The 19,882-nt window shown below is 44.2% G+C and carries 20 protein-coding genes and 1 pseudogene; 12 read left to right on the top strand and 9 right to left on the bottom strand.

Annotated features, from left to right (window positions below; all coding sequences use genetic code 11):
• The first annotated feature begins 18 nt into the window (after positions 1-18).
• From ACTXGK_RS23215 to ACTXGK_RS23180, 8 genes and pseudogenes are all read left to right on the top strand, one after another.
• The gene (locus tag ACTXGK_RS23215; protein ID WP_443516188.1) at positions 19-441 is read left to right on the top strand and encodes an acetyl-CoA carboxylase biotin carboxyl carrier protein; all 423 of its coding nucleotides are present in this window, start codon (positions 19-21) and stop codon (positions 439-441) included.
• A 194-nt stretch (positions 442-635) separates the two neighbouring features.
• Positions 636-1,091: a DoxX family protein gene (locus ACTXGK_RS23210; protein ID WP_443516190.1), complete on the top strand. Its 456-nt coding sequence runs from the start codon at positions 636-638 to the stop codon at positions 1,089-1,091.
• A 120-nt stretch (positions 1,092-1,211) separates the two neighbouring features.
• Positions 1,212-2,036, top strand: a complete 825-nt coding sequence (locus ACTXGK_RS23205) for a DODA-type extradiol aromatic ring-opening family dioxygenase (RefSeq protein ID WP_443516192.1) — start codon at positions 1,212-1,214, stop codon at positions 2,034-2,036.
• A 208-nt stretch (positions 2,037-2,244) separates the two neighbouring features.
• Positions 2,245-3,372, top strand: a complete 1,128-nt coding sequence (locus ACTXGK_RS23200) for a M14 family metallopeptidase (RefSeq protein WP_443516194.1) — start codon at positions 2,245-2,247, stop codon at positions 3,370-3,372.
• 329 nt (positions 3,373-3,701) lie between these two features.
• On the top strand, positions 3,702-4,556 hold the full coding sequence (locus tag ACTXGK_RS23195; RefSeq protein WP_443516196.1) for an SDR family NAD(P)-dependent oxidoreductase: 855 nt from the start codon (positions 3,702-3,704) through the stop codon (positions 4,554-4,556).
• A gap of 105 nt (positions 4,557-4,661) precedes the next feature.
• Positions 4,662-5,711 (top strand): zinc-binding alcohol dehydrogenase family protein, encoded by a 1,050-nt coding sequence (locus ACTXGK_RS23190; RefSeq protein WP_443516430.1) that lies wholly within the window; start codon positions 4,662-4,664, stop codon positions 5,709-5,711.
• A 276-nt stretch (positions 5,712-5,987) separates the two neighbouring features.
• Positions 5,988-6,182, top strand: a pseudogene (locus ACTXGK_RS23185) (cytidine deaminase-like fold-containing protein); the annotation flags it as partial.
• Between the two features lie 5 nt (positions 6,183-6,187).
• On the top strand, positions 6,188-6,592 hold the full coding sequence (locus tag ACTXGK_RS23180; protein ID WP_443516198.1) for a DUF6911 family protein: 405 nt from the start codon (positions 6,188-6,190) through the stop codon (positions 6,590-6,592).
• A 44-nt stretch (positions 6,593-6,636) separates the two neighbouring features.
• Here ACTXGK_RS23180 and ACTXGK_RS23175 read toward each other — a convergent pair whose 3' ends face one another.
• From ACTXGK_RS23175 to ACTXGK_RS23135, 9 genes are all read right to left on the bottom strand, one after another.
• A complete protein-coding gene (locus ACTXGK_RS23175) occupies positions 6,637-7,686 on the bottom strand; it encodes a dipeptidase (RefSeq protein ID WP_443516199.1) in 1,050 nt (349 codons plus the stop codon).
• Positions 7,687-7,688: 2 nt separating this feature from the next.
• Positions 7,689-8,846 carry a pyrroloquinoline quinone biosynthesis protein PqqE gene (gene pqqE / locus ACTXGK_RS23170; protein WP_443516201.1) on the bottom strand — a complete coding sequence of 386 codons (1,158 nt, stop codon included), beginning with the start codon at positions 8,844-8,846 and terminating at the stop codon, positions 7,689-7,691.
• Complete coding sequence (pqqD, locus tag ACTXGK_RS23165) at positions 8,843-9,139, bottom strand: pyrroloquinoline quinone biosynthesis peptide chaperone PqqD (RefSeq protein WP_443516203.1); 297 nt, start codon at positions 9,137-9,139, stop codon at positions 8,843-8,845. The genes pqqE and pqqD overlap by 4 nt, the downstream gene beginning before the upstream one ends.
• The gene (gene pqqC, locus ACTXGK_RS23160) at positions 9,136-9,894 is read right to left on the bottom strand and encodes a pyrroloquinoline-quinone synthase PqqC (protein WP_443516205.1); all 759 of its coding nucleotides are present in this window, start codon (positions 9,892-9,894) and stop codon (positions 9,136-9,138) included. The genes pqqD and pqqC overlap by 4 nt, the downstream gene beginning before the upstream one ends.
• 42 nt (positions 9,895-9,936) lie before the next feature.
• Positions 9,937-10,848: a pyrroloquinoline quinone biosynthesis protein PqqB gene (gene pqqB, locus ACTXGK_RS23155; RefSeq protein WP_443516206.1), complete on the bottom strand. Its 912-nt coding sequence runs from the start codon at positions 10,846-10,848 to the stop codon at positions 9,937-9,939.
• Positions 10,849-10,927: 79 nt separating this feature from the next.
• Entirely contained in the window at positions 10,928-11,002 is a 75-nt protein-coding gene (gene pqqA, locus ACTXGK_RS23150; RefSeq protein WP_075107140.1) for a pyrroloquinoline quinone precursor peptide PqqA, read from the bottom strand.
• Positions 11,003-11,137: 135 nt separating this feature from the next.
• Positions 11,138-13,405, bottom strand: coding sequence for a TonB-dependent siderophore receptor (locus ACTXGK_RS23145; RefSeq protein ID WP_443516208.1), 2,268 nt, complete (start codon positions 13,403-13,405; stop codon positions 11,138-11,140).
• A 418-nt stretch (positions 13,406-13,823) separates the two neighbouring features.
• A complete protein-coding gene (fhuB, locus tag ACTXGK_RS23140) occupies positions 13,824-15,794 on the bottom strand; it encodes a Fe(3+)-hydroxamate ABC transporter permease FhuB (protein WP_443516210.1) in 1,971 nt (656 codons plus the stop codon).
• Complete coding sequence (locus ACTXGK_RS23135; RefSeq protein WP_443516212.1) at positions 15,791-16,774, bottom strand: ABC transporter substrate-binding protein; 984 nt, start codon at positions 16,772-16,774, stop codon at positions 15,791-15,793. Before ACTXGK_RS23135 ends, fhuB begins: the two co-directional genes overlap by 4 nt.
• A gap of 241 nt (positions 16,775-17,015) precedes the next feature.
• Between ACTXGK_RS23135 and ACTXGK_RS23130 the strand changes: the two genes are divergently transcribed.
• The 4 genes from ACTXGK_RS23130 to ACTXGK_RS23115 all read left to right on the top strand — a co-directional run bounded on the left by ACTXGK_RS23130 (position 17,016) and on the right by ACTXGK_RS23115 (position 19,879).
• Complete coding sequence (locus tag ACTXGK_RS23130) at positions 17,016-17,693, top strand: hypothetical protein (protein WP_443516214.1); 678 nt, start codon at positions 17,016-17,018, stop codon at positions 17,691-17,693.
• Between the two features lie 243 nt (positions 17,694-17,936).
• Positions 17,937-18,653, top strand: a complete 717-nt coding sequence (locus tag ACTXGK_RS23125) for a CdiA family toxin C-terminal domain-containing protein (RefSeq protein ID WP_443516216.1) — start codon at positions 17,937-17,939, stop codon at positions 18,651-18,653.
• The gene (cdiI, locus tag ACTXGK_RS23120) at positions 18,637-19,062 is read left to right on the top strand and encodes a ribonuclease toxin immunity protein CdiI (protein ID WP_443516217.1); all 426 of its coding nucleotides are present in this window, start codon (positions 18,637-18,639) and stop codon (positions 19,060-19,062) included. Before ACTXGK_RS23125 ends, cdiI begins: the two co-directional genes overlap by 17 nt.
• 175 nt (positions 19,063-19,237) lie before the next feature.
• Positions 19,238-19,879, top strand: a complete 642-nt coding sequence (locus ACTXGK_RS23115) for a hemagglutinin repeat-containing protein (protein WP_443516219.1) — start codon at positions 19,238-19,240, stop codon at positions 19,877-19,879.
• Positions 19,880-19,882 lie beyond the last annotated feature (3 nt).

Genomic DNA, 19,882 nt, shown 5'->3' with positions numbered 1-19,882 from the left:
AGAGTATATAAGGGGAATATGATGGATATCGAACAAATCGAACGCGCGGTGCGGCTTATTGAGTGCAGTCAGCTGCATGAAGTGACGATCGTAGAGGGTGGTCAGTCAATCAAAGTGGTCAATGCTATTTATTCGCAGCGTCATCGTCCACCATTTGAAGCAGACAACGGTGAGAAACTCGCTAAAGATGATAGCAATGAGTCTGCGCAAGTGCGCGCCACGCATGTAGGTATCGTGCATCTAAGCGCTGACGCCGTGACTGATAACCTCGTGAAAAAAGGCGATCGTATTGAAAAAGGCCAAACCGTTTGCTTTATTGAAGAGCTGACGCGCCTGCTCCCTGTCGTGAGTGAGCATGACGGTATTGTTAGCGATATAGTGGTTGAGGATGGGATCGGTGTGGAATATGGCCAACCTATATTGGATGTAATAATACATTAATGAGTCATACTTAGATGGCATTTTGTCTGTGTCTTTTGCACACTGATTGAGTTTTATATCCAAACAATTAACAACAATACATTGATAATCATTCAATATAACTTGGCTTACTCTTCCGTAACGATGATAGTAAAGTATGTTTATATCAATATCTAAACACTTTATCTTACTACTACGTTATGGAGTACTCATCAATGCAATCCTCATTATTAAATAGAGTTTTAACATCGAAAGCTGGCGTTGCTGCCTTAATCCTTCGTGTGCCTGTGGGCCTGATTTTGATGGCACATGGTGCGCAGAAGCTATTCGGCTGGTTTGGTGGCAATGGGCTGGCAGGTACGGCTGGGTGGATGAGTAGTATGGGTATGGAACCTGGCTACCTGATGGCTATCTTAGCAGGCGGTGCTGAGTTCTTTGGTGGTCTTGCGCTAGTATTAGGATTGCTGACTCGACCTGCTGCATTGGTCGCCGCTTTTACGATGCTAGTCGCTATTTTCTCTGTCCATATCAGCAATGGCCTATTTGCTGCTGATGGTGGCTACGAATACGCATTGACCTTGATGGTGGCTTTGCTTGCTTTAGCGGTACAAGGTGGCGGGGCTATAAGCATGGATAAGGCGCTATCAGAAAAGCTAGGGCGTGTGTCATAGCTCCCTCTAATGGCTGTCAGTAACGCTAAAGAGGCGTCATCCTAATAACAGTAATGACTCACGTTGATAACGTCATATCAATTAATAACACCATTTCATAAAAGCGACGAGGAGAAAGTGATGAGCGTACACGTATCTAACGAGGCAGCAAGTCAGCCCGTACTTTTTATACCGCATGGCGGCGGACCTTGTTTTTTTATGGATTGGCAACCTGCAGATATGTGGGATGGGATGGCAGCGTTTTTAGCGAGCATTACCGCTCGATTGCCTGAGCGACCAAAGGCTATCTTGATCATTAGCGGCCATTGGCAGACGCCTGAGTTTGGTATTACTGCTGGCGCAAAACCTGATCTGATTTATGATTATTATGGGTTTCCTGAGCATACTTATGATTTGACTTATCCAGCATCAGGTGCGCCAGTATTGTCTGAACGAATCAGTAATCTGTTGACAGCAGCAGGCATCTCAAATGAACAAGATGCGGCGCGTGGATTTGATCACGGTGTCTTTATACCGTTAAAGGTAATGTTCCCTGAGGCAGATATTCCTGTAGTACAGATGTCACTACGTAATAATTTAGACCCAAAAGCGCATCTGGCAGCAGGTCAAGCCCTGCAATCATTACGTCAAGAAGGAGTACTAATTATCGGAAGCGGTATGAGCTTTCACAACATGCGTGGCTATGGTGATGCAAACTTCACCGCACCGTCAGAGCGCTTTGACGAATGGCTGACCAATACTGTCGAAGCGGATGCGGAGACGAGGTGGTCGGCGCTGGCTAACTGGTCAAAAGCGCCTTATGCAATGGTCTCACATCCATTAGGCGCAGAGGAGCATTTGCTACCGCTGATGGTGGCAGCAGGTGCAGCAGGCAATGATAAGGGGGATAAAATTTACTCTGAGCAAGTGCTAAAAACGCAGCTATCTGCTTTCCAGTTTGGATAAATATGAATGTGGCGCCGTGTGTTATTCTGAAAAAACCAGAGATCAATCTGGTACGCTAATGACTTGAAAAAGAGTATGTGATGACCAATAAAGTATAACGCTACCGTGTTAGATTAGAGCCTATCTAGAATAAAAATTTGTCACATTCCTTTGTATCCCGCACATAGCCGATGAGACCCAATCATAAAAAACCAATCAAGGAGCGATCATGCGTATCACTGCCAATTTCGATGCAGGTAATATTGACGTACTTAATATAGAAGATAAAAACAATATTCAACTGGCCATTCGTCCTGACGTTGGCGAAGAATTTTTCCAATGGTTCAACTTCCGTCTCTCCGGTGAGATTGGAGAAGAGTATGTTCTTAATATTATGAATGCAGGGGAGGCTTCCTATCTCGAAGGGTGGAAGGATTATCAAGCAGTCGCTTCCTACGATCGTCAGCATTGGTTCCGTCTACCGACCACTTATCAAGATGGCAAATTAACCATCGTGGCAGAGCTGGCGTGCGAGACCGTCCAAATTGCTTATTTTGCGCCTTATAGTTATGAGCGTCATCAGGATTTATTAGCCGCTGTACAGACACATTCGCTAGTGACGTTAGAGCATTTGGGTGACACGCTGGATAAGCGTGACCTTACTTTGGTCAAAATTGGTGATGGCGATACTAATAAACGCAACATCTGGATTACTGCGCGTCAGCATCCGGGTGAAACGATGGCGGAATGGCTGGTCGAAGGTTTGCTCTATAGCTTGTTAGATAACGATAATGCCAATAGTCGGTTGCTGTTAGACAAAGCCAACTTCTATATTGTGCCTAATATGAATCCTGATGGCAGTGTGCGCGGACATTTACGTACGAACGCCGCAGGTACGAACCTAAACCGTGAGTGGGCAAGTCCAAGCTTGGACAAAAGCCCTGAAGTGTTTTATGTGATTAAGAAGATGGAAGAGACGGGCGTTGATCTGTTTTATGATGTGCATGGCGATGAAGCATTGCCTTATGCGTTTCTTGCTGGCTCTCAAGGCACGCCGAGTTATAACGAGCGCCTTGCACATCTACGTGATCGGTTCTCAGATGTATTGAAATTAGCCAGTGCCGATTTTCAGACTGAGGTCGGCTATGAGATTGATGCGCCAGGTGAGGCGAACATGACACTCGCGACCCACTGGGTGGCTGAACGTTTTGATTGTCTTGCCAATACGTTAGAGATGCCATTTAAAGACAACGATAATCTACCTGATGAAGAAATGGGCTGGTCACCAGAGCGTTCTATTCAGTTAGGTGAAGCATCGCTTATCGCCATGCTAGCTGTCGTTGATGATTTACGTTAATTGACGCTAACTGAAGATTTAGATAGACAGTCGTTATTTAAACGCTAGTAAGTACTCACTTACTGGCGTTTTTTTGTTTGTTATACCTTTATATGTATAGGTTCCATGAAATAGACAGCTGCCGTTGGTTGTCTTTAGGATTCTCATCTAGTAAATGACCGTATTAAGCGCCCGCGACTTTTAAAATAATATTGAAACGTTATTAATAGTGGCTGTGTGAATCACAACACTTTGATAACAATGGATACCATGACGGCGGATAAAATGTAGCGTGTACCTAATAATATAACCATAAGTTAAATAATCAAATAATAAGGATGGTTGCAATCATGAGTAAAACTAAAACTATTTTGATCACGGGAAGCACGGATGGTATTGGCAAATTGGCTGCTTTAAAGTTAACAGAAGCGGGTCATCAAGTGTACCTGCATGGCCGCGATGCTGACAAACTTGCCAGTGTCATCGCTGAAGTAAAAGCCGTGGCAACAGGCGACGCGGTAGATCATATTGATGGGTTTGTGGCGGATTTCTCTGACTTAACAGATGTGCTGAAGATGGCGGCAGAAATCAATGACACACTGCCAAAGCTTGACGTCCTCATAAACAACGCAGGGATTTATACCACGGCATCAGCGATGACTAAAGATGGTTTGGATATACGCTTTGTGGTCAATTACTTAGCGCCTTATGAGCTGACTAATGCTTTATTACCTTTACTCAAGCAATCTAGTAAAGCGCGTATTGTGAATCTGAGCTCGGCTGCTCAAGCACCAATATCATATAAGGCATTTGTAGGACAAGAGCGTCTCGATGACAAAGCTGCCTATGCGCAAAGTAAGTTGGCACTCACGATGTGGAGTATGGATTTGGCAGATAGAGTCGCTAGCGATGGTATCAATGTGATCGCTGTCAACCCAGGATCACTGCTGAACACCAAGATGGTTGATGAAGCCTACGGTCATCACTGGTCATCAGCAGATAAAGGCGCAAATATCTTAACGGCATTGGCTGTCTCGGATGAGTTCGCGGACGACACGGGTAAATATTTTGACAACGATATCAAAGATGGCGCACATGGCGATGCTAGGGGCGAATTTGGTCAACCGCATGCCGATGCGTTAGACAAAGAAGCTATTGCAGAGCTGGCACGCCAAACACAGCAGGTCTTGCAGTCGTTGTATTAAAAGTATATGACCACCTTTTAAGCGCTATGTATTTCAGTACGGTTCGCGCGAGGACTCTACTTAATTGATTTATTATTAGGAATAAAAACAATGCAAAATCAGACAATAAAAGCCATTGGCTATCAAGACAATCTCGCCATTGATAACGAACAAGCACTACAGGACATTACCCTTGATAAGCCAACTGCGACAGGCCACGATATTTTGGTAGAGGTCAAAGCCATATCCGTAAATCCCGTAGATTATAAGATTCGTCAATCGCGTCCTGCACCAGAGGGTGAGTATGCAGTGATTGGCTGGGATGCGGCGGGCATCGTGACAGCGGTTGGCGAAGAAGTCAGCCTATTCTCAGTTGGGGATAAGGTCTATTACGCAGGGGATTTGACTCGTTCAGGTAGTAATGCTGAATATCAGCTGGTTGATGAGCGCATCGTTGGGCGTATGCCAGCATCGTTGTCTTTCGCTGAAGCGGCGGCACTGCCTCTCACTACGATTACGGCTTGGGAGATGTTGTTTGAGCGTTTGCAAGTGCCCGTTACTAATAATTCGACAGATAAAAATGGTAGTGATGAGCGTGATAATGACGTTTCAGTATTAGTCATTGGTGCGGCAGGCGGGGTTGGTTCTATCTTAACGCAGTTATTAAAAACACGGACCTCTGCCACAGTCATCGGTACGGCATCACGAGACGAGAGCGTACAGTGGTTAAAGGATTTAGGCGCAGATCATGTCATCAATCACCGCAACCCTTTATTTGATGAACTGCAAAAGACAGGCGTCACTGAAGTAGATTACGCCATCAGTCTCAATAACACCGATGAGCATTATGAAGAAATCATCAAATGCTTAAAGCCACAAGGTAAATTAGGGCTCATCGATGATCCTGAATCATTAGACGCCAAGCTTCTTAAAACTAAATGCCTAAGCCTACATTGGGAGTTTATGTTTACGCGCTCTATGTTCCATACGCCAGATATGATTGAACAGCATCGCTTATTGACGGACGTCGCCAACATGATTGATGCAGGCGAGATCAAAACCACCGTTGCCCATCATCTTGGCACTATCACAGCTGAGCATGTACGTCACGCGCATCAAATGCTAGAAAACCAGCAAGCACATGGCAAGATTGTATTAGAAGGTTGGCCTGCGTAAGATCAACATCTTTGGTGGGTTGAATGTTCAGCCCACCAATGTGAATTGCGATGATAAAGTCAATAAAAACTATCCGATAGAGTGCGTCACTTTATAGCTTTTCCAGCTCCATTTCTTGAGTCTGATTTTCTATTTGTTGGCGTGTTTCTGCATCATATCAACTACTGGTAAAAGCTTCTTATTTGTTAAACTATGTTCCTTGACACCTTCTAAAATAGTTTCGTAACCATTATAAAAAATGAACGCTTTCGCCTTTAATCAGCATCAGCTAAGGGTGCTAATATAAAGTTGAAAGTGACGGGCAAAGATGTCTGTGGTTATTGTCAAGGTGAAATTGCAGCAATGGCTAAGAAATCACAAATGGCATCTTTAACTATTTCTGGATATTCAGGCAGAGAAGGTACAGATACTAAACCAGTTATTGATTACTGGAAACTAGGTATGGAATCAATTCAAGAGGTCAAAAAATGATAGATATGAAATTCGAAGGATACTACATAGACAATGGTGTGAGCAAAAGCATTCGTATAGTTGATAAACCTAGTAAAGAGCATATTTTATCAAAGCTAAATGAATTAAATGCTAACTGCAGAGGCACTGTTATGATTGAAAATGTACTTGCTAAAGAAGATATTGAACCTTTAAAGTTAACTGTGTATATGGCGAATGGAAGATATCTTCTGATGCTGTTGGATTATGATGATGAAGGCTATTTAGATGTTAGAACAGCCTATAACCCTGATGCTTCAAGAGAGGATTGGGAGTATGTTAATGGAGAACTTCATAGCTCTACAACGGTTATCGGTGATTTAGAAGTAGTTAAGCAATGCTTTTTAGAATTTAATGCTACGGGCAATGTGTCTAAAAATATTTTGAGTTAAGTGAATATGGCAATGGCTATTTTTTATAAAAAACACGTCAGCCATCACTGCCATATCTTATCAAGTACAGCAAACCAATTTTTTGACGTGACTTTTTCAATAAGCGCATCAGAGAAGTGCCGCTGTTGCATCCGATCAATCAGCTTAGCGATTTGACTGATATCAGACAACTCATCAGGCAATAAGCACCCATCAAAATCAGAACCAAAGCCAACGTGATCTTCGCCCAGATGGTCTATCAGATAATCAAGATGATCGACAATCACATCAAGTGAGGTCTGCGTATCTCGCTGCCCATCCGCACGCAAAAAGGCCACATCGAAGTTCACTCCAACTAGACCACCATTTTGTTTAATGGCAGCCAGCTGGCGATCGGTTAGGTTTCTTGCTTGCGCACACAAAACGTGAGCGTTCGAGTGGGTTGCGACAATGGGCTGATCGATAATCTCTAACGTATCCCAAAACGCACGCTCATTCATGTGTGACACATCGATGAGCATGTGTTTATCACGACACGCCAAAATAAGGTCTTTGCCTTGAGTGGTGAGACCAGATCCTGTATCTGGAGAGTGCGGAAAGGACGCATTTAAGCCATCACCAAAGAGGCTTTTTCTGTTCCAAAGTGGGCCAATACTTCTAAGCCCCGCCTCATAAAACACATCCAGCAAGTCAGGCTCAATAGCCAAAAACTCAGCGCCTTCAAGATGCAGAACGATAGCCAGTTGCTGGTTCTGCTGACAGGCTTGAATTTGTGCCACAGACGTACAGATTTGAATCTGACCGTTTGATCGCGCCTGCAACTGCTGCGCAAGCGCTAATTGTGCACAGCAAATATCAACGATTTCTTGCGCAGTAAAATCTGAATGTGAAGGATTGGCTAATTTGTCAGGATGGTTGTTTTTCACATAAGCGTAGGGTGGTAAAAAAATAGAAAACAAGCCGCCCATCCAATTTGCTTGTTGACAGCGAGCTAGATCCAAATGCCCCGGTAGCGTGCCATAAATAAAATCATGCACAGGATCATCAGCCGAGCTTAGCCACAGGCGGGTTAGTAGATCATTATGACCATCAAAGATGATAGGCTGGTTATTCATCATTAATCCGTGACCGTACGCGTGGGAATCAGTTGCTCTTGACTCATACTTAATAGTTTAGAATTTTTAGGGTTCCTAAAGCGCAGCGCTTCAAACGGAGTTGGCGTCTCGCTATTGACACGTGCTTCCTCAATCAGATAATGATAGGGCGATTTGCCGCACACAGGATCGGCATTTTTGGCATCGCCTGTTAACATAAACGCTTGGCAACGACAGCCGCCATAATCGCGCTCTTTATCGGGGCAGCTTTGGCACATGTCAGGCATCCATTCATCACCGCGATATTGATTGAAGCTGTCTGAGTCATACCAGATGTCTTTTAATGGCGTCTGCCTGACATTGGGAAAGGACATGGGTAGCTGTCTGGCAGCATGACAAGGTAAGGCGGTGCCATCAGGTGCCACAGTCAAGAAAATCTTACCCCAGCCATCCATACAAGGTTTTGGCCGCTCTTCGTAGTAATCAGGCACCACAAAAATGAGTTTGCATTTGATACCACGTTCTTCGATTTTTTGGCGATATTCATTGGTAATGCGTTCGGCTCTAACCACTTGCGCTTTGGTCGGTAGTAAGCCTTCGATATTTTCAAATGCCCAACCATAAAACTGACAGATAGCTAATTCAACCGTATCGGCCTCTAACTCTAAGCAGAGATCAATAATCTGGTCGATCTGATCGATGTTTTGCCGATGAATCACAAAGTTAAGCACCATTGGATAGTCGTACTGCTTGACCAGGCGTGACATCTCATACTTTTGCTCAAAAGCATGTTTTGAACCTGCCAATGCATTGTTCACCGATGGATCACTGGCTTGGAAGCTGATCTGAATATGCTGTAGACCCGCTTCTTTTAGACTGGCAATGCGTGCTTCAGTCAGTCCCATGCCTGAGGTGATGAGGTTGGTATAAAAACCTTTCTGATGCGCATAGGCGACCATTTCTTCTAGGTCTTGACGCACCAGTGGCTCACCGCCAGAAAACCCCAGCTGTACCGCGCCCATTTGCCGCGCCTGATCAAACACATCAAACCACTCCGCTGTCGTCAGCTCTTCTTTATACTGAGCATAATCAATCGGGTTGGAGCAATATGGGCATTGTAAGGGGCAGCGATAGGTCAACTCAGCGAGTAACCATAGCGGCAGTCCGACGGGTGCAGTCATACTAAGTCAATCCAATGTTCGCGCTGGGCAACCAGCATATATTCAATGATGTCTTGCTCGATTTCAGGGACATCGCCAAACATCGCTTGCACTTTTTTAATAATATCAGCAACCGATGCGGTGCCATCGATATGTTGTCCAATAATACTGGCGCTATCGTTAAGGGTAATCATCCCTTCAGGGTAGAGTAAGACATAAGCGTCTTGCGCTGGCTCAAACTGGAAGCGATAGCCGTGACGCCATGTGGGAACCAGAGATTGATCCAGCTCAGGTAAACTAGCGGGTATACTCATTTGAACAATCCTTTATGCCAGACATTCTCAGTGGTGACGCTTTGATAAGGCGCTTGGTCATGCACATAGGCGAGGCTCAAGGCATCCAAAATCGTCCACAAAATATCGAGTTTAAATTGTAATATCTCAAGCATGCGTTCTTGCTCTTGAGCCGTCTTGAATGAGTCAAGGGTAATGGTCAGACCATGCTCAACATCGCGGCGCGCTTGACTGAGGCGCGAGCGAAAATAGGTATAGCCTTCTTCTTTGATCCAAGGATAGTGCTTGGGCCAAGACTCTAAGCGCGACTGGTGAATCTGCGGCGCAAACAGCTCGGTCAATGAGCTGCTCGCCGCCTCACGCCATGACGTACGGCGAGCAAAATTCACATAAGCATCAACAGCAAAACGCACACCCGGTAATACCAATTCTTCCGAAATCACCTGCTCACGCGTCAGACCAACTGCTTCCGCCAGACCAAGCCACGCTTCGCGCCCGCCGCCATCAGGATAAACGCCATCTTGATCAATCATGCGCTGGATCCACTCTTGACGCACGCGCTGATCGGGACAGTTTGCCATAATTGCCGCGTCTTTTAGTGGGATATTGATTTGATAATAAAATCGATTGGCGACCCACGCTTGGATTTGCTGCTGGGTCGCGCGCCCTTCGTGCATCATGATATGAAAAGGATGGTGGATGTGGTAATACTGACCTTTTGCCATAATCGCTTGTTCAAACGCTTCTGGGGTGAGTGCTGCGGTTTGTTCTTGCATTATTGTTACCTTGCGATTGCTGTCTTTATCTTACCGTTTGTCTTAAAGCTCTATCTGCATGCCATCAAAGGCCACTTCAACACCGTGCTGTTTTAATGTCGCCGCTTGTTCAGATTGCTCGTTTAATATCGGATTGGTATTGTTGATATGAATGAGCACCTTACGAGTATTATCGAGCTGATCTAGATAATGTAGCGAGCCATCGTCACCACTGATATGCAAATGCCCCATGTCTTGGCCCGTTTTCGTGCCAACGCCGCGTTCTTGCATCTCGTCGTCTGTCCATAGCGTGCCGTCAATCATCACACAATCAGACGCTTTCATGATTTGCATCACGTCATCATCAATTTTGCCCAAGCCTGGCGCATAGAACAGCTGCTTTTGTGTTTTTAAATCTTTCACAATCAGCGCAATATTGTCGCCATCATGAGGGTCGTTACGGTGCGGCGAATACGGCGGCGCTGAGCTTCTGATGACCAAAGGCGTTAGCTCTAAATTGCTGTAACCGTCAATTTGAAAGCGCTGTTTTGGATCGATTTGATTATATTGTAGGCCGCCGTTCCAATGCTTTAACATCGTAAACAGCGGAAAACCTGTGCTGAGGTCTTCATGCACCATATCTGTACACCAAACAGAGATAGGGCAGCCTTCACGTAAGGTCAATAGGCCTGTGGTATGATCAAGCTGACTGTCCATCAACACCACATCGGTGATGCCTGTGTCTCTTAGATGACGGGCTGGTTGAGCTGCTTTAAAGTCAAATAGCTGCTGGCGAATATCCGGTGAAGCGTTAAACAAAATCCAATCGGTGCCATTTTCTGATATGGCAATCGAAGACTGGGTACGGGTCTTTGCTTCAATGGTGCCTTGGCGTACGCCATGGCAGTTTTCGCAGTTACAGTTCCACTGCGGGAAACCGCCGCCCGCTGCTGAGCCTAAAACGTGAATATACATAGATCAATATTTCCAAATTGCTAAAAAAGTAAAAGCCCTAATCATCTAGGGCTTTTAATGTATTCAGGTCTATGAGTTTTTAGCGTGCTTCAAAATACATAGTGATTTCGAAACCGATACGGATGTCTTGAAAAGCTGGTTTAGTCCACTGCATGGGATTACTCCAAAAAGTTATTATAGGATCATCGTTGAGATGAATGAAAGTAATTATCAATGGTATTATAAGCCGACCCTGAATGTCAATTTGTTAGATGTTAACTTTCAAGCTCAACACGCCCTAATATTTAGACTAAAAGCGATAAGTCACTCTACCGACTACGTTTAAAGGCTCGCCATACGTTAATCCAAAGAAGTTTTCGCCAGCAAGATACTTTTGGTTGAATAAATTGTTGACGTTAAGCTGTGCTTCTAAGTTGTCATTGATGGCATATTTGGCCATGATACTTGCTAGTGTCACATTGTCTTGACCATATTTTTCAGATTGACCAGTCACAGGGTTGGTGACCACACCATAGTAGCCGTTTGACCAATCGATACCGCCACCAACTGTCAAATTAGGAACGATATCGTTCATATCATAGGTGGCAAACAAATTCAGCGTGGTGTCGGCGTAGCCTGTGTTAACGGGTTTACCATCTCGACCCTCAGCATTAAAATGCGTGTAGCCAATAGCGGCCTTTAGCTTGTCGCTAAGCTGACCGGTAACTTCGACTTCAACGCCTTGACTTACAGCATCTACACCAAAGTAGGCTCTCTCAAGACCGGCACCTGGTATTATTTGACCACTATCTTGAGCAAGATCATTTTGCTCGATTCTAAAAATGCTGACTTGACTTTGTAGTGCGCCATTATCTGACTCACTTTTTAGACCAATCTCGTAGTTTTTTCCTTCGACAGGATCGAGATAAGTACCATTGATATCGCGCTCTGACTGAGGTTTAAAAATAGTACTATAGCTGCTATAGATACTATGATTGTTATTAATATCATAAGTAATGCCCGCATAAGGCGCCCAAATATGCTCGGATTCAGTATTCATTTTAGTTCCATACTGAAAACCCGAGCGCTCATATTCAGACACACGCGATCCTAAAATCACTGACAAGGGATCCGTTAGCTTAAGCTGAGTGGCGGCAAAGATGGCTTTTTCCTTAGTCGTGACATCAGAGCTTTGGGTTTTGGCGCCCCATGCTGGCTCAGCATAGCTGCCATCCCAGTTATCGAAGTCAGATATTGGTAAAAGTCCATCAGGCGGCGCTGTATAGGTAAAGGTATCAAGATCGCTTTTATTGTAAGAGCCACCGACGATGACTTGATGCGTTCTGCCTAGTGCATCAAAATTACCCGTCAGCTCGGTTTTTACATTGATTTGCTTGCGTTCAGTATCGGCATGGAATGGATTTAAGTTATAAATCAGTCCAGCGTCAGGATCAAAGCTGCTGGCATACATGTAAAGGAGTTTTGGGCTGCTGTCGCTCTCGTTGTAACTGGCATTGGTGGTTAGGTTCCAGTCTTCATTAAAATCATGATCGATGTCAGCGAAGTAGTAAACATTGTCAGAGTCCCAGTTTGACCAGTCAGCACTACCGTTTTTACTGGTGTCCCACTCAGCTTTTGAGCCATCACTCAAATAACTTGGCAAACCGCCCCACATGGTCGATTTTGATTTATTGTGCTGACGGCTTGCGCCCACACTGACGGTGGTGGCGTCACTCACATCAGCATCCACTGTGGCATAGATTAGGTTTTGCCCCAGCTCTTGGCGATCGATAAAGGTGTCGCCATCTTGATAACTTGCCACGACTCGGCCACGTACCGCGCCATCTTTGGTCAATGACTGACTGCGATCGACGCTCACACCATAATTGCCATAACGATCAACGTTGGCAGAGAGTTCGGTGGCGGATACTGTGCTGTCGGCACGTTTGCGAATGAGATTGACGTTGGCAGAAGGGTCGCCTGAGCCACTCATCAAACCTGTCGCACCACGTACTATTTCAACATGATCAAACATAGCAGTATTGGCTGAATATTCACCCATCGCTGCTTGCTGAACAAAATCTGTATTCAAGCCATCAATCTGAAAACCAGTAATACCAAACCCTCTCGCTGAGAACCCACTGCGAGCGCCATCGATACTGCCTACCTGAATACCAGGTGCGCGTTTGAGCACCTCTGTTAGATTGGTTGAGTTTTGATCTTTGATTTGCTGATTGGTCACTACACTGGTGGCCTGCGGGGTTTCTTTTGCAGAGAGTGCCAGTCCAGTGGCGCTACTGGTGGTCGGAATAGTATAGCGGTCGGTATTTTCAGTAATCTGTGCGTCTATATCTGCCGTGACCACGATAGTCTCTAGCGTGGTACTGGGTTCGGCTTTTTTGTCAGCATCATTGATGGCGATACTATCACCAGTTGCGGATTGGTCGGTGGTTTCAGCATGAATGATAGATGAGCTGACTGCTAGTGAAGCAATGGCTGACAGATGCATTGTTTGTTTGATGAACCAACTCAAGGAGCTGGGTTTATGTCGCTTGGTGCCTTTTGTAATGATAAACATCAGATGGTATCTCGATAAAAGTATTAGGTTAATTGGCTTAACATTCTCTTGATGCAGCATTGAATGAATAATCAATATACGGTTTTGTCAGTGACAGACTGTTTGATAGGCTTAAAGTGTCACGATCAATTGCGTACATGATAATGATAATGAGAATTATTAGCAATACAATATAGAGATATTTTTGACACATTTGCCTACGTGTCTGATCGGTGAGCTTGAGTATTTGATAAAATTGCATGAATGAATAGGGCGCGAGCTGACCTATTCGATGAAAAAAGGAATGAGCATGCAACAATATCAACGCATAGTATGATAAAGCCATGATGAACCAATGCCTCATCAACACTCATAGAAGCGTGAATGACATTAAACAAGACACCTCTTTATAGAGTAGTATTATAAGTAGTGGTGTGAATCACGCTTTGATACGGCGCATCAGGTATAAGAAGTACGCACCACCAATAATAGCGGCAATGGTGCCAGCCGGTATCTCGTAAGGAAATATGATATAACGCCCAAGCCAATCCGCCAGCACCATTAATGCGGCACCTAAAATAGCCGCCAGTGGCAATTGGCGCTTGAGCTGAACCGCGCCGAGCGTCGAGGCAAGATGTGGAATCATTAAACCAATAAAACTAAGCGGACCGACTGCCAATGTTGATATGGTACTAAGCGCTGCCACTAAGATTAATATCAAGCTTTGAAACAGCCTTAAAGAGACACCAAGCTCACGCGCTATCCCGCTGCCTAAGCTCAGTATCTCTAGTGGTTTTATCAGCATAAAACTCAATAAAAAAAGCAACAGGGCGAATATCACAAGTAGCCATGCAGTCTCAGGGCTGGCCAGATAAGTGGAGCCCGATAACCAACTGAGAACTGCTTGCAAGCGCTGATCTCCAGATATTTTGACCAGACTTAACAAACCTCCCATCAAGGCGGCAATCGCCACGCCAACCAACAGCAAATAGGCAGGATTTATTCTACGAGCCAGCCATAATATCAAGATGAGCACAATCGCTGCGCCCAATAATCCTGACAGCACAATGCCTGCGTAGCCAAAACTGGGCAAGAACACAAAGGCCAATATCACGCCGATTGCAGAACCTGAGCTGATACCCAGTACCTCAGGACTGGCCATAGGGTTGCGCGTCAAGGTTTGCAGTAGCACGCCCGCAGTCGCTAGCATCACGCCAGTAGCAGCCGCGCTTAGGGTGCGAGGCAGTCTAAAATCAACAATCAAACTCCATACGGCATTCAATTGCCAGCCATTTGCTGTGGCAGTGAAAACAAGTATGCCGACAATTAGTAGGACTAAGGCGACACTCCAGAGAAGTAAATGCGGTTCGCGGCGTTCTGAAATAAGCGTTGGGCTAATCTCATTTTTATGCGGCTGGCTTTGGGTTACGATTAGCCATATGACCAATGGCGCGCCAAGTAAGGCAGTCATCGCATCAGCAGGAATGTTTAAGCTCAGGTAATGCTGTAGTACCGTGGTGACATTGCTGGTCACCCAGAGCAGAAGTGCCCCAAATCCATAGCCCAAGAGCAGACGGTAACCGATATGTCTGACAGAAAATACGTTGACGAGGGTAGCAGCACCCAGTCCGATAAAACCAATAGGTCCTACACGGCTTACGACAAGGGCCGTTAATATCGCCACCAATCCCACTACCAGTCCTCGAATAAGATTGATAGGTATGCCCAAACTTTTTGCCTGCCTATCGTCTAGGCTCATGATTTCTAGCGGTTTTAATAAGGGCATTAAACTGATAAAGGCGACCACACTGGCAATGGTTAATACAATAGACACTTGCCAATTGTTTTGCGTAAGGCTGCCAGCTGCCCATACCATGACATTTAAGGATTCTTCGGCATAATAAATCATCAATAAGGCGGCGATAGCACCCAATAAGATATTGGTGACCAATCCTCCTAACACCAGCACCAGAGGATTCATGCGACTTGGTGCGGCGAGGATGAATACAATTGCCATGCTGCTAATGGCCCCTATAAAGGCGACCCAAAAGCTACCTCCTAGATTGAAACTAGGGAAAAATAATGTCACAAGTAGCAGTGACATATTTGCGCCACTGCCCACCGCCAATGTTGTGTCTGACGCCAGCGTGTTTTTTACCAACTGTTGTAGCAAGACACTAACTAAGCCTAAAAGGCCACCTGCAGTTGATGCCACGATCATGGTCGGCACGATTTGCAGCTGGATACTCATATCCGAAAGCGACAAGTCAAATGACGGAGTGAACAGCTCTATGAATGGTAGATTCCATAACTGATGTATGACAGCGTAACTGCTGAATATTGCCATCACGATCAAAAAAGCAACCATTAAATAAAGACGGTTAATAGACAAAACATTGTTTTTCATCATAAGTCGGTATTGCCTACAAGCGTGGCATTCATTAATCGATCGGCCAAGACATTCATAGAAGCCACGCCACTATTGTTCCAAGTGGCCGGTAGTAGGGTTAGACAGCGACCTTTATCGGCAGATTTTGGATCATTGTCAAACGAGTATCCCAAGCGTTGCCATACCAAGCTGGATTCTAGCTCCAGCTTAAGTAGGTCGCCGATAGGCTCTATGATCACCAAGCAAGTATCATCATCGAGCTGTGCCAAATCCCCTAGCATAATGGGCGCAAAGCCCCATTGATTGCCATCTGCGAATGCCACCAGTTCTAACCCCATGGCGTTTAGTGCTGGCTGAAACAAGCTGTTGTATGAAAACATACGTAAATTATTGGTATCAGCAAATTGGACTACCGCCAGTTTTTTGATATGAGGGTAGCGCGTATGAAATGTATGACCTGCTTGTGTTATTTGACTTTTACTCTGGTCAAGATAGTGTTGTGCCGCTTGAGGCTGATGAATAGAGCGACCCAGTTCTAACGTGGGCTCTATAAAGTCTTCCCATTTGGCAACTCTATTTAGACTGCTCAGCTCAATAGAGTGAATGGGCAAGTCGCCATACATAGGACGCAAATGCTCATAAAACCCGGTGTCTATTACCACATCTAGATCGAGCTGAGAGAACATTTCGGGATTGGGCTGATAGCGAGTACCCACGTCGTATGTGGTAGCAGGGATAATAGGTTTGCCAACCCATTCTTTATAAAAAGGCTTATCACCTATTGCCACTGGCGGGTAGCCCATGGCAGTTAACGTTGCAGCGATGCCCCAATCTGGTGTCATTACCTTAGAAGGAGATTGTACCGATAGAGGCTGCGTTAAGGCGTTTTGTGTCTCTAGGGCAGGTGCGGACGAGGTGGCATCAGATGAATGACAACTACTTAACACTAAGCCTAAGCATGCTGTCCCAAACAGACGGATGGAGAGAGACATTGCTTTCATATAACGGCTACTTGTTGTCTAACATCAGAGTGAGTACGCAGCGTAGCGCTTACCCAAAATATGGAATGTAAAACCTGTTTTTGTATGGTGTTTGAGACATTGCCCCTATGACGAAGCAGACCTTGTGTCACGCCCAAATTGTTCATGTGCATCATACTGAGCCGTCTAAAGTAAATGAAGCATTCTAAATAAAAATCACTCAAAAATGCAAATGATTTTCATTTTTATTTGAAGAATTGGTATGAGTGGTACAGGTTATGGCAGCGATGGTGGCAGTGATAGTAGTGTGACTCGAGCAGGTATCACAGGTATTGCAGGTAATAAAGACATCACCACGGACAATCGCGCAGAGTATGCAGGCATTCTTGAAAACAGCTTTGATGCCAGTCAAGTGAATGAGGAGCTTGGTGCGCAGACGCAGATTACGCAGGAGTTTGGCAAGGAAGCGCCAAAGGCGGTGGCTGAGTTCTCAAAAAATCGTATGGATGCTATTAGAGCCAACCCCAATCTGAGTGCTGATGAGAAAATGGCAGCCATCAGTAAATGGGATGAAGGTGGTATTTATAGAGTCGCTGCTCACACGGCACTTGGTGCCTTGGGGACGGGTAGTGTTGAGGGCGCATTAACGACAGGTGGTGTGGCTGCTGCTGCGCCTACTATCAATAATCTTGAAGCTAAAATGAGAGATGCGCTCATTGCTCAAGGGATGGATGCGGATACTGCAAGTAATGCAACCAAAGGTATCACCAGTCTGGCATTGGCAGGAGCGGGAGTTGCTGCTGGACTGGATACAGCCAGTACTATTAATGGGGTCAATGTCGATGCGAATAATAGGCAGCTACATTGGAGTGAGATGCAGAAACTGAATGAATCAGCAAAAGATCTTGCTAGCAAATATGGAAGAGGTGTTGAATACTAGAAAAGTCTTCTTTATGCAGTTACCTATGCTGAACTTGATAAAAAAGGAAATGATAGATTAGCGACATTCAAAAAAGATTTTGCTAAACCAGCTTATAGTCAAAACGCTCAAGCATTTGAAAAAATTATTGAAAATGATATAGCAATAGCTCAAAAATCTTATAGCACCTTAAAAGCTAAATATGGCAATGTAGAGTTAGAGAAAGACCGAAATACCTCTGTAAGTCAAAATAAGCCGATTCATATGTTTGACGATAGTGGTTACTATAATGAAAATAGTATTTATGGCACTTATGGTGGTAGCTATCAAGGTAATAGAAACAACCAAAAAGACTTTAATAAAGTTGCCAAAAATATTAATAGTCAAATGTCAGACATATCGACTCGCGATGATAGAATAGAACCACTTTATCCAGAGCAGTATTATATTCCTTTGAGTGAGCTTAAAGCGATAAGAGCTGCTGGAATATCAGCTGCTAAGTTGGTAGCACAAAAGGAGGAAAGAGAGCAGCTTCTAAATAATTTAAGAAATATGAGTGTTGATAATAATTTAAAATATCACTTAGCTAATGCGGATGGGTTTACTCGAGCAAAAGGTATTAGTGGTGGTCATAATCGAGCCAATTTTGAAGCAGAATTAAAAAAGCATGGTGGAAGAGTTGTATCAGAGACTCCCACAGGTGTAAATGGTATTGTGACGGTTAAATATGAAATTCCAGGGTATGATAGAGCTGGCAATCGTGATGGATGGAAGAAGGTAAGCTCCCCTAAAACTGTTTATGATCCTGCTAAATTTTCAGACTCTGAAATACTAGATATGGGGCTAGAAGCAGCTACTAACGGTTATAGAGAGGCTATTACACTTAATAAAAGACAGTATGACGGTGTGGTTAATGGGGTGAGTTTTCAAATTTATATAAATCCAAAAACAGGAGTAATCAGTAATGTCCATCCACAATAGTAAGTTGCATTATTGTCCTAAAGAACCAGAAAATTATTATTATTTTTACAACTTGCAAGAAATTCATGAGAATAAGCCAAGTGGAGTTATAAAAGAATGCTTTAGCACTCTATATAAAAGTAGTGTTTTTTTAGAATCTATATATGATGTTTTAGTAAATTATGATAATGCAGGAGTGGAAGGTTGTTATTGGTATTATCCTGATCCAAACAGTCCTTATGTTGATGATGTATTTGAAGGGGTTTGCTTTGAGATAGGGTTTAATGATCCAGATATGAAGGTCTATGTATCCGAGGAAGTTAGTTTTGATTACGCAAAAAAAGCATGTCAGCGTTTCTTGGAAATTCATCCAGAACATAGTGAATTTTTAACAAATATAATCGAGAATTGGCAGCCTTTGAATTCTTAGCTATAACTTACTTAGACTAAAAACTACGATGCTTAGTATGTAATTTTGAGTTATTAATAGAAAATGAAGAATAGGTAGACTATATTGAGCTTTTAAATGGAATAATAGTATTTATTAATATGGATTTAGAGTGGTATTTATAACTGTTTGAAATAAGCTTGATTAGGTAAAAGCCATGATACTAAAAAGATCGTGGCTTTTTTTATATTTCTACATCAATAGCCAAATCAACGTTGGCGGCACCACCACTTTTGACATCGGTAATGATGTCAACATTAAAGGCGGCGTCATTAATACAGATCGTGCTCAAGGCACTATCGGTGGTGACGTCAACATAGAGTCACTACAAGACACGGCTACCTATGACAGTAAGCAAAAAAACATGGGCTTTAGTGCTGACCTTGATATGACCACAGGTGAAGGCTATAGCCTCTCTGTCAACGGTGGCAAAACCAACCTGAATGCAGACTATAAAGGGGTTGGTGAGCAGTCGGGACTCTTTACAGGTGATGGTGGTCTTGATCTTACCGCTAAGGGTAAAATCACACTCATAGGCGGAGCGATTACCACTACCGAAGCCGCTCGTGACGCAGGACGTAACAACTATGAAAGTCTTGGCGGTATAGAGACGCAAGACATTGAGAACACCACGATCTATGAGGGTGATGCGATCCAAGTGGGTGTCAGCATTGGTCAAACTAATAATAAACCGCAAGCCAGTATGAACGGCCTTGGCTATGGCAGCGATAGCGACAGTGATAGCAGTGTGACGCGTGCTGGTCCATTAACACCGATGGATAAGTTTTCTAGAAAATAAAAG

Source organism: Psychrobacter sp. T6-5 (genome assembly GCF_052258485.2).
Taxonomy (GTDB): Bacteria; Pseudomonadota; Gammaproteobacteria; order Pseudomonadales; family Moraxellaceae; genus Psychrobacter.
Note: the sequence above shows the minus strand (reverse complement) of the source record. Positions and strands in the feature narration are given on the sequence as shown.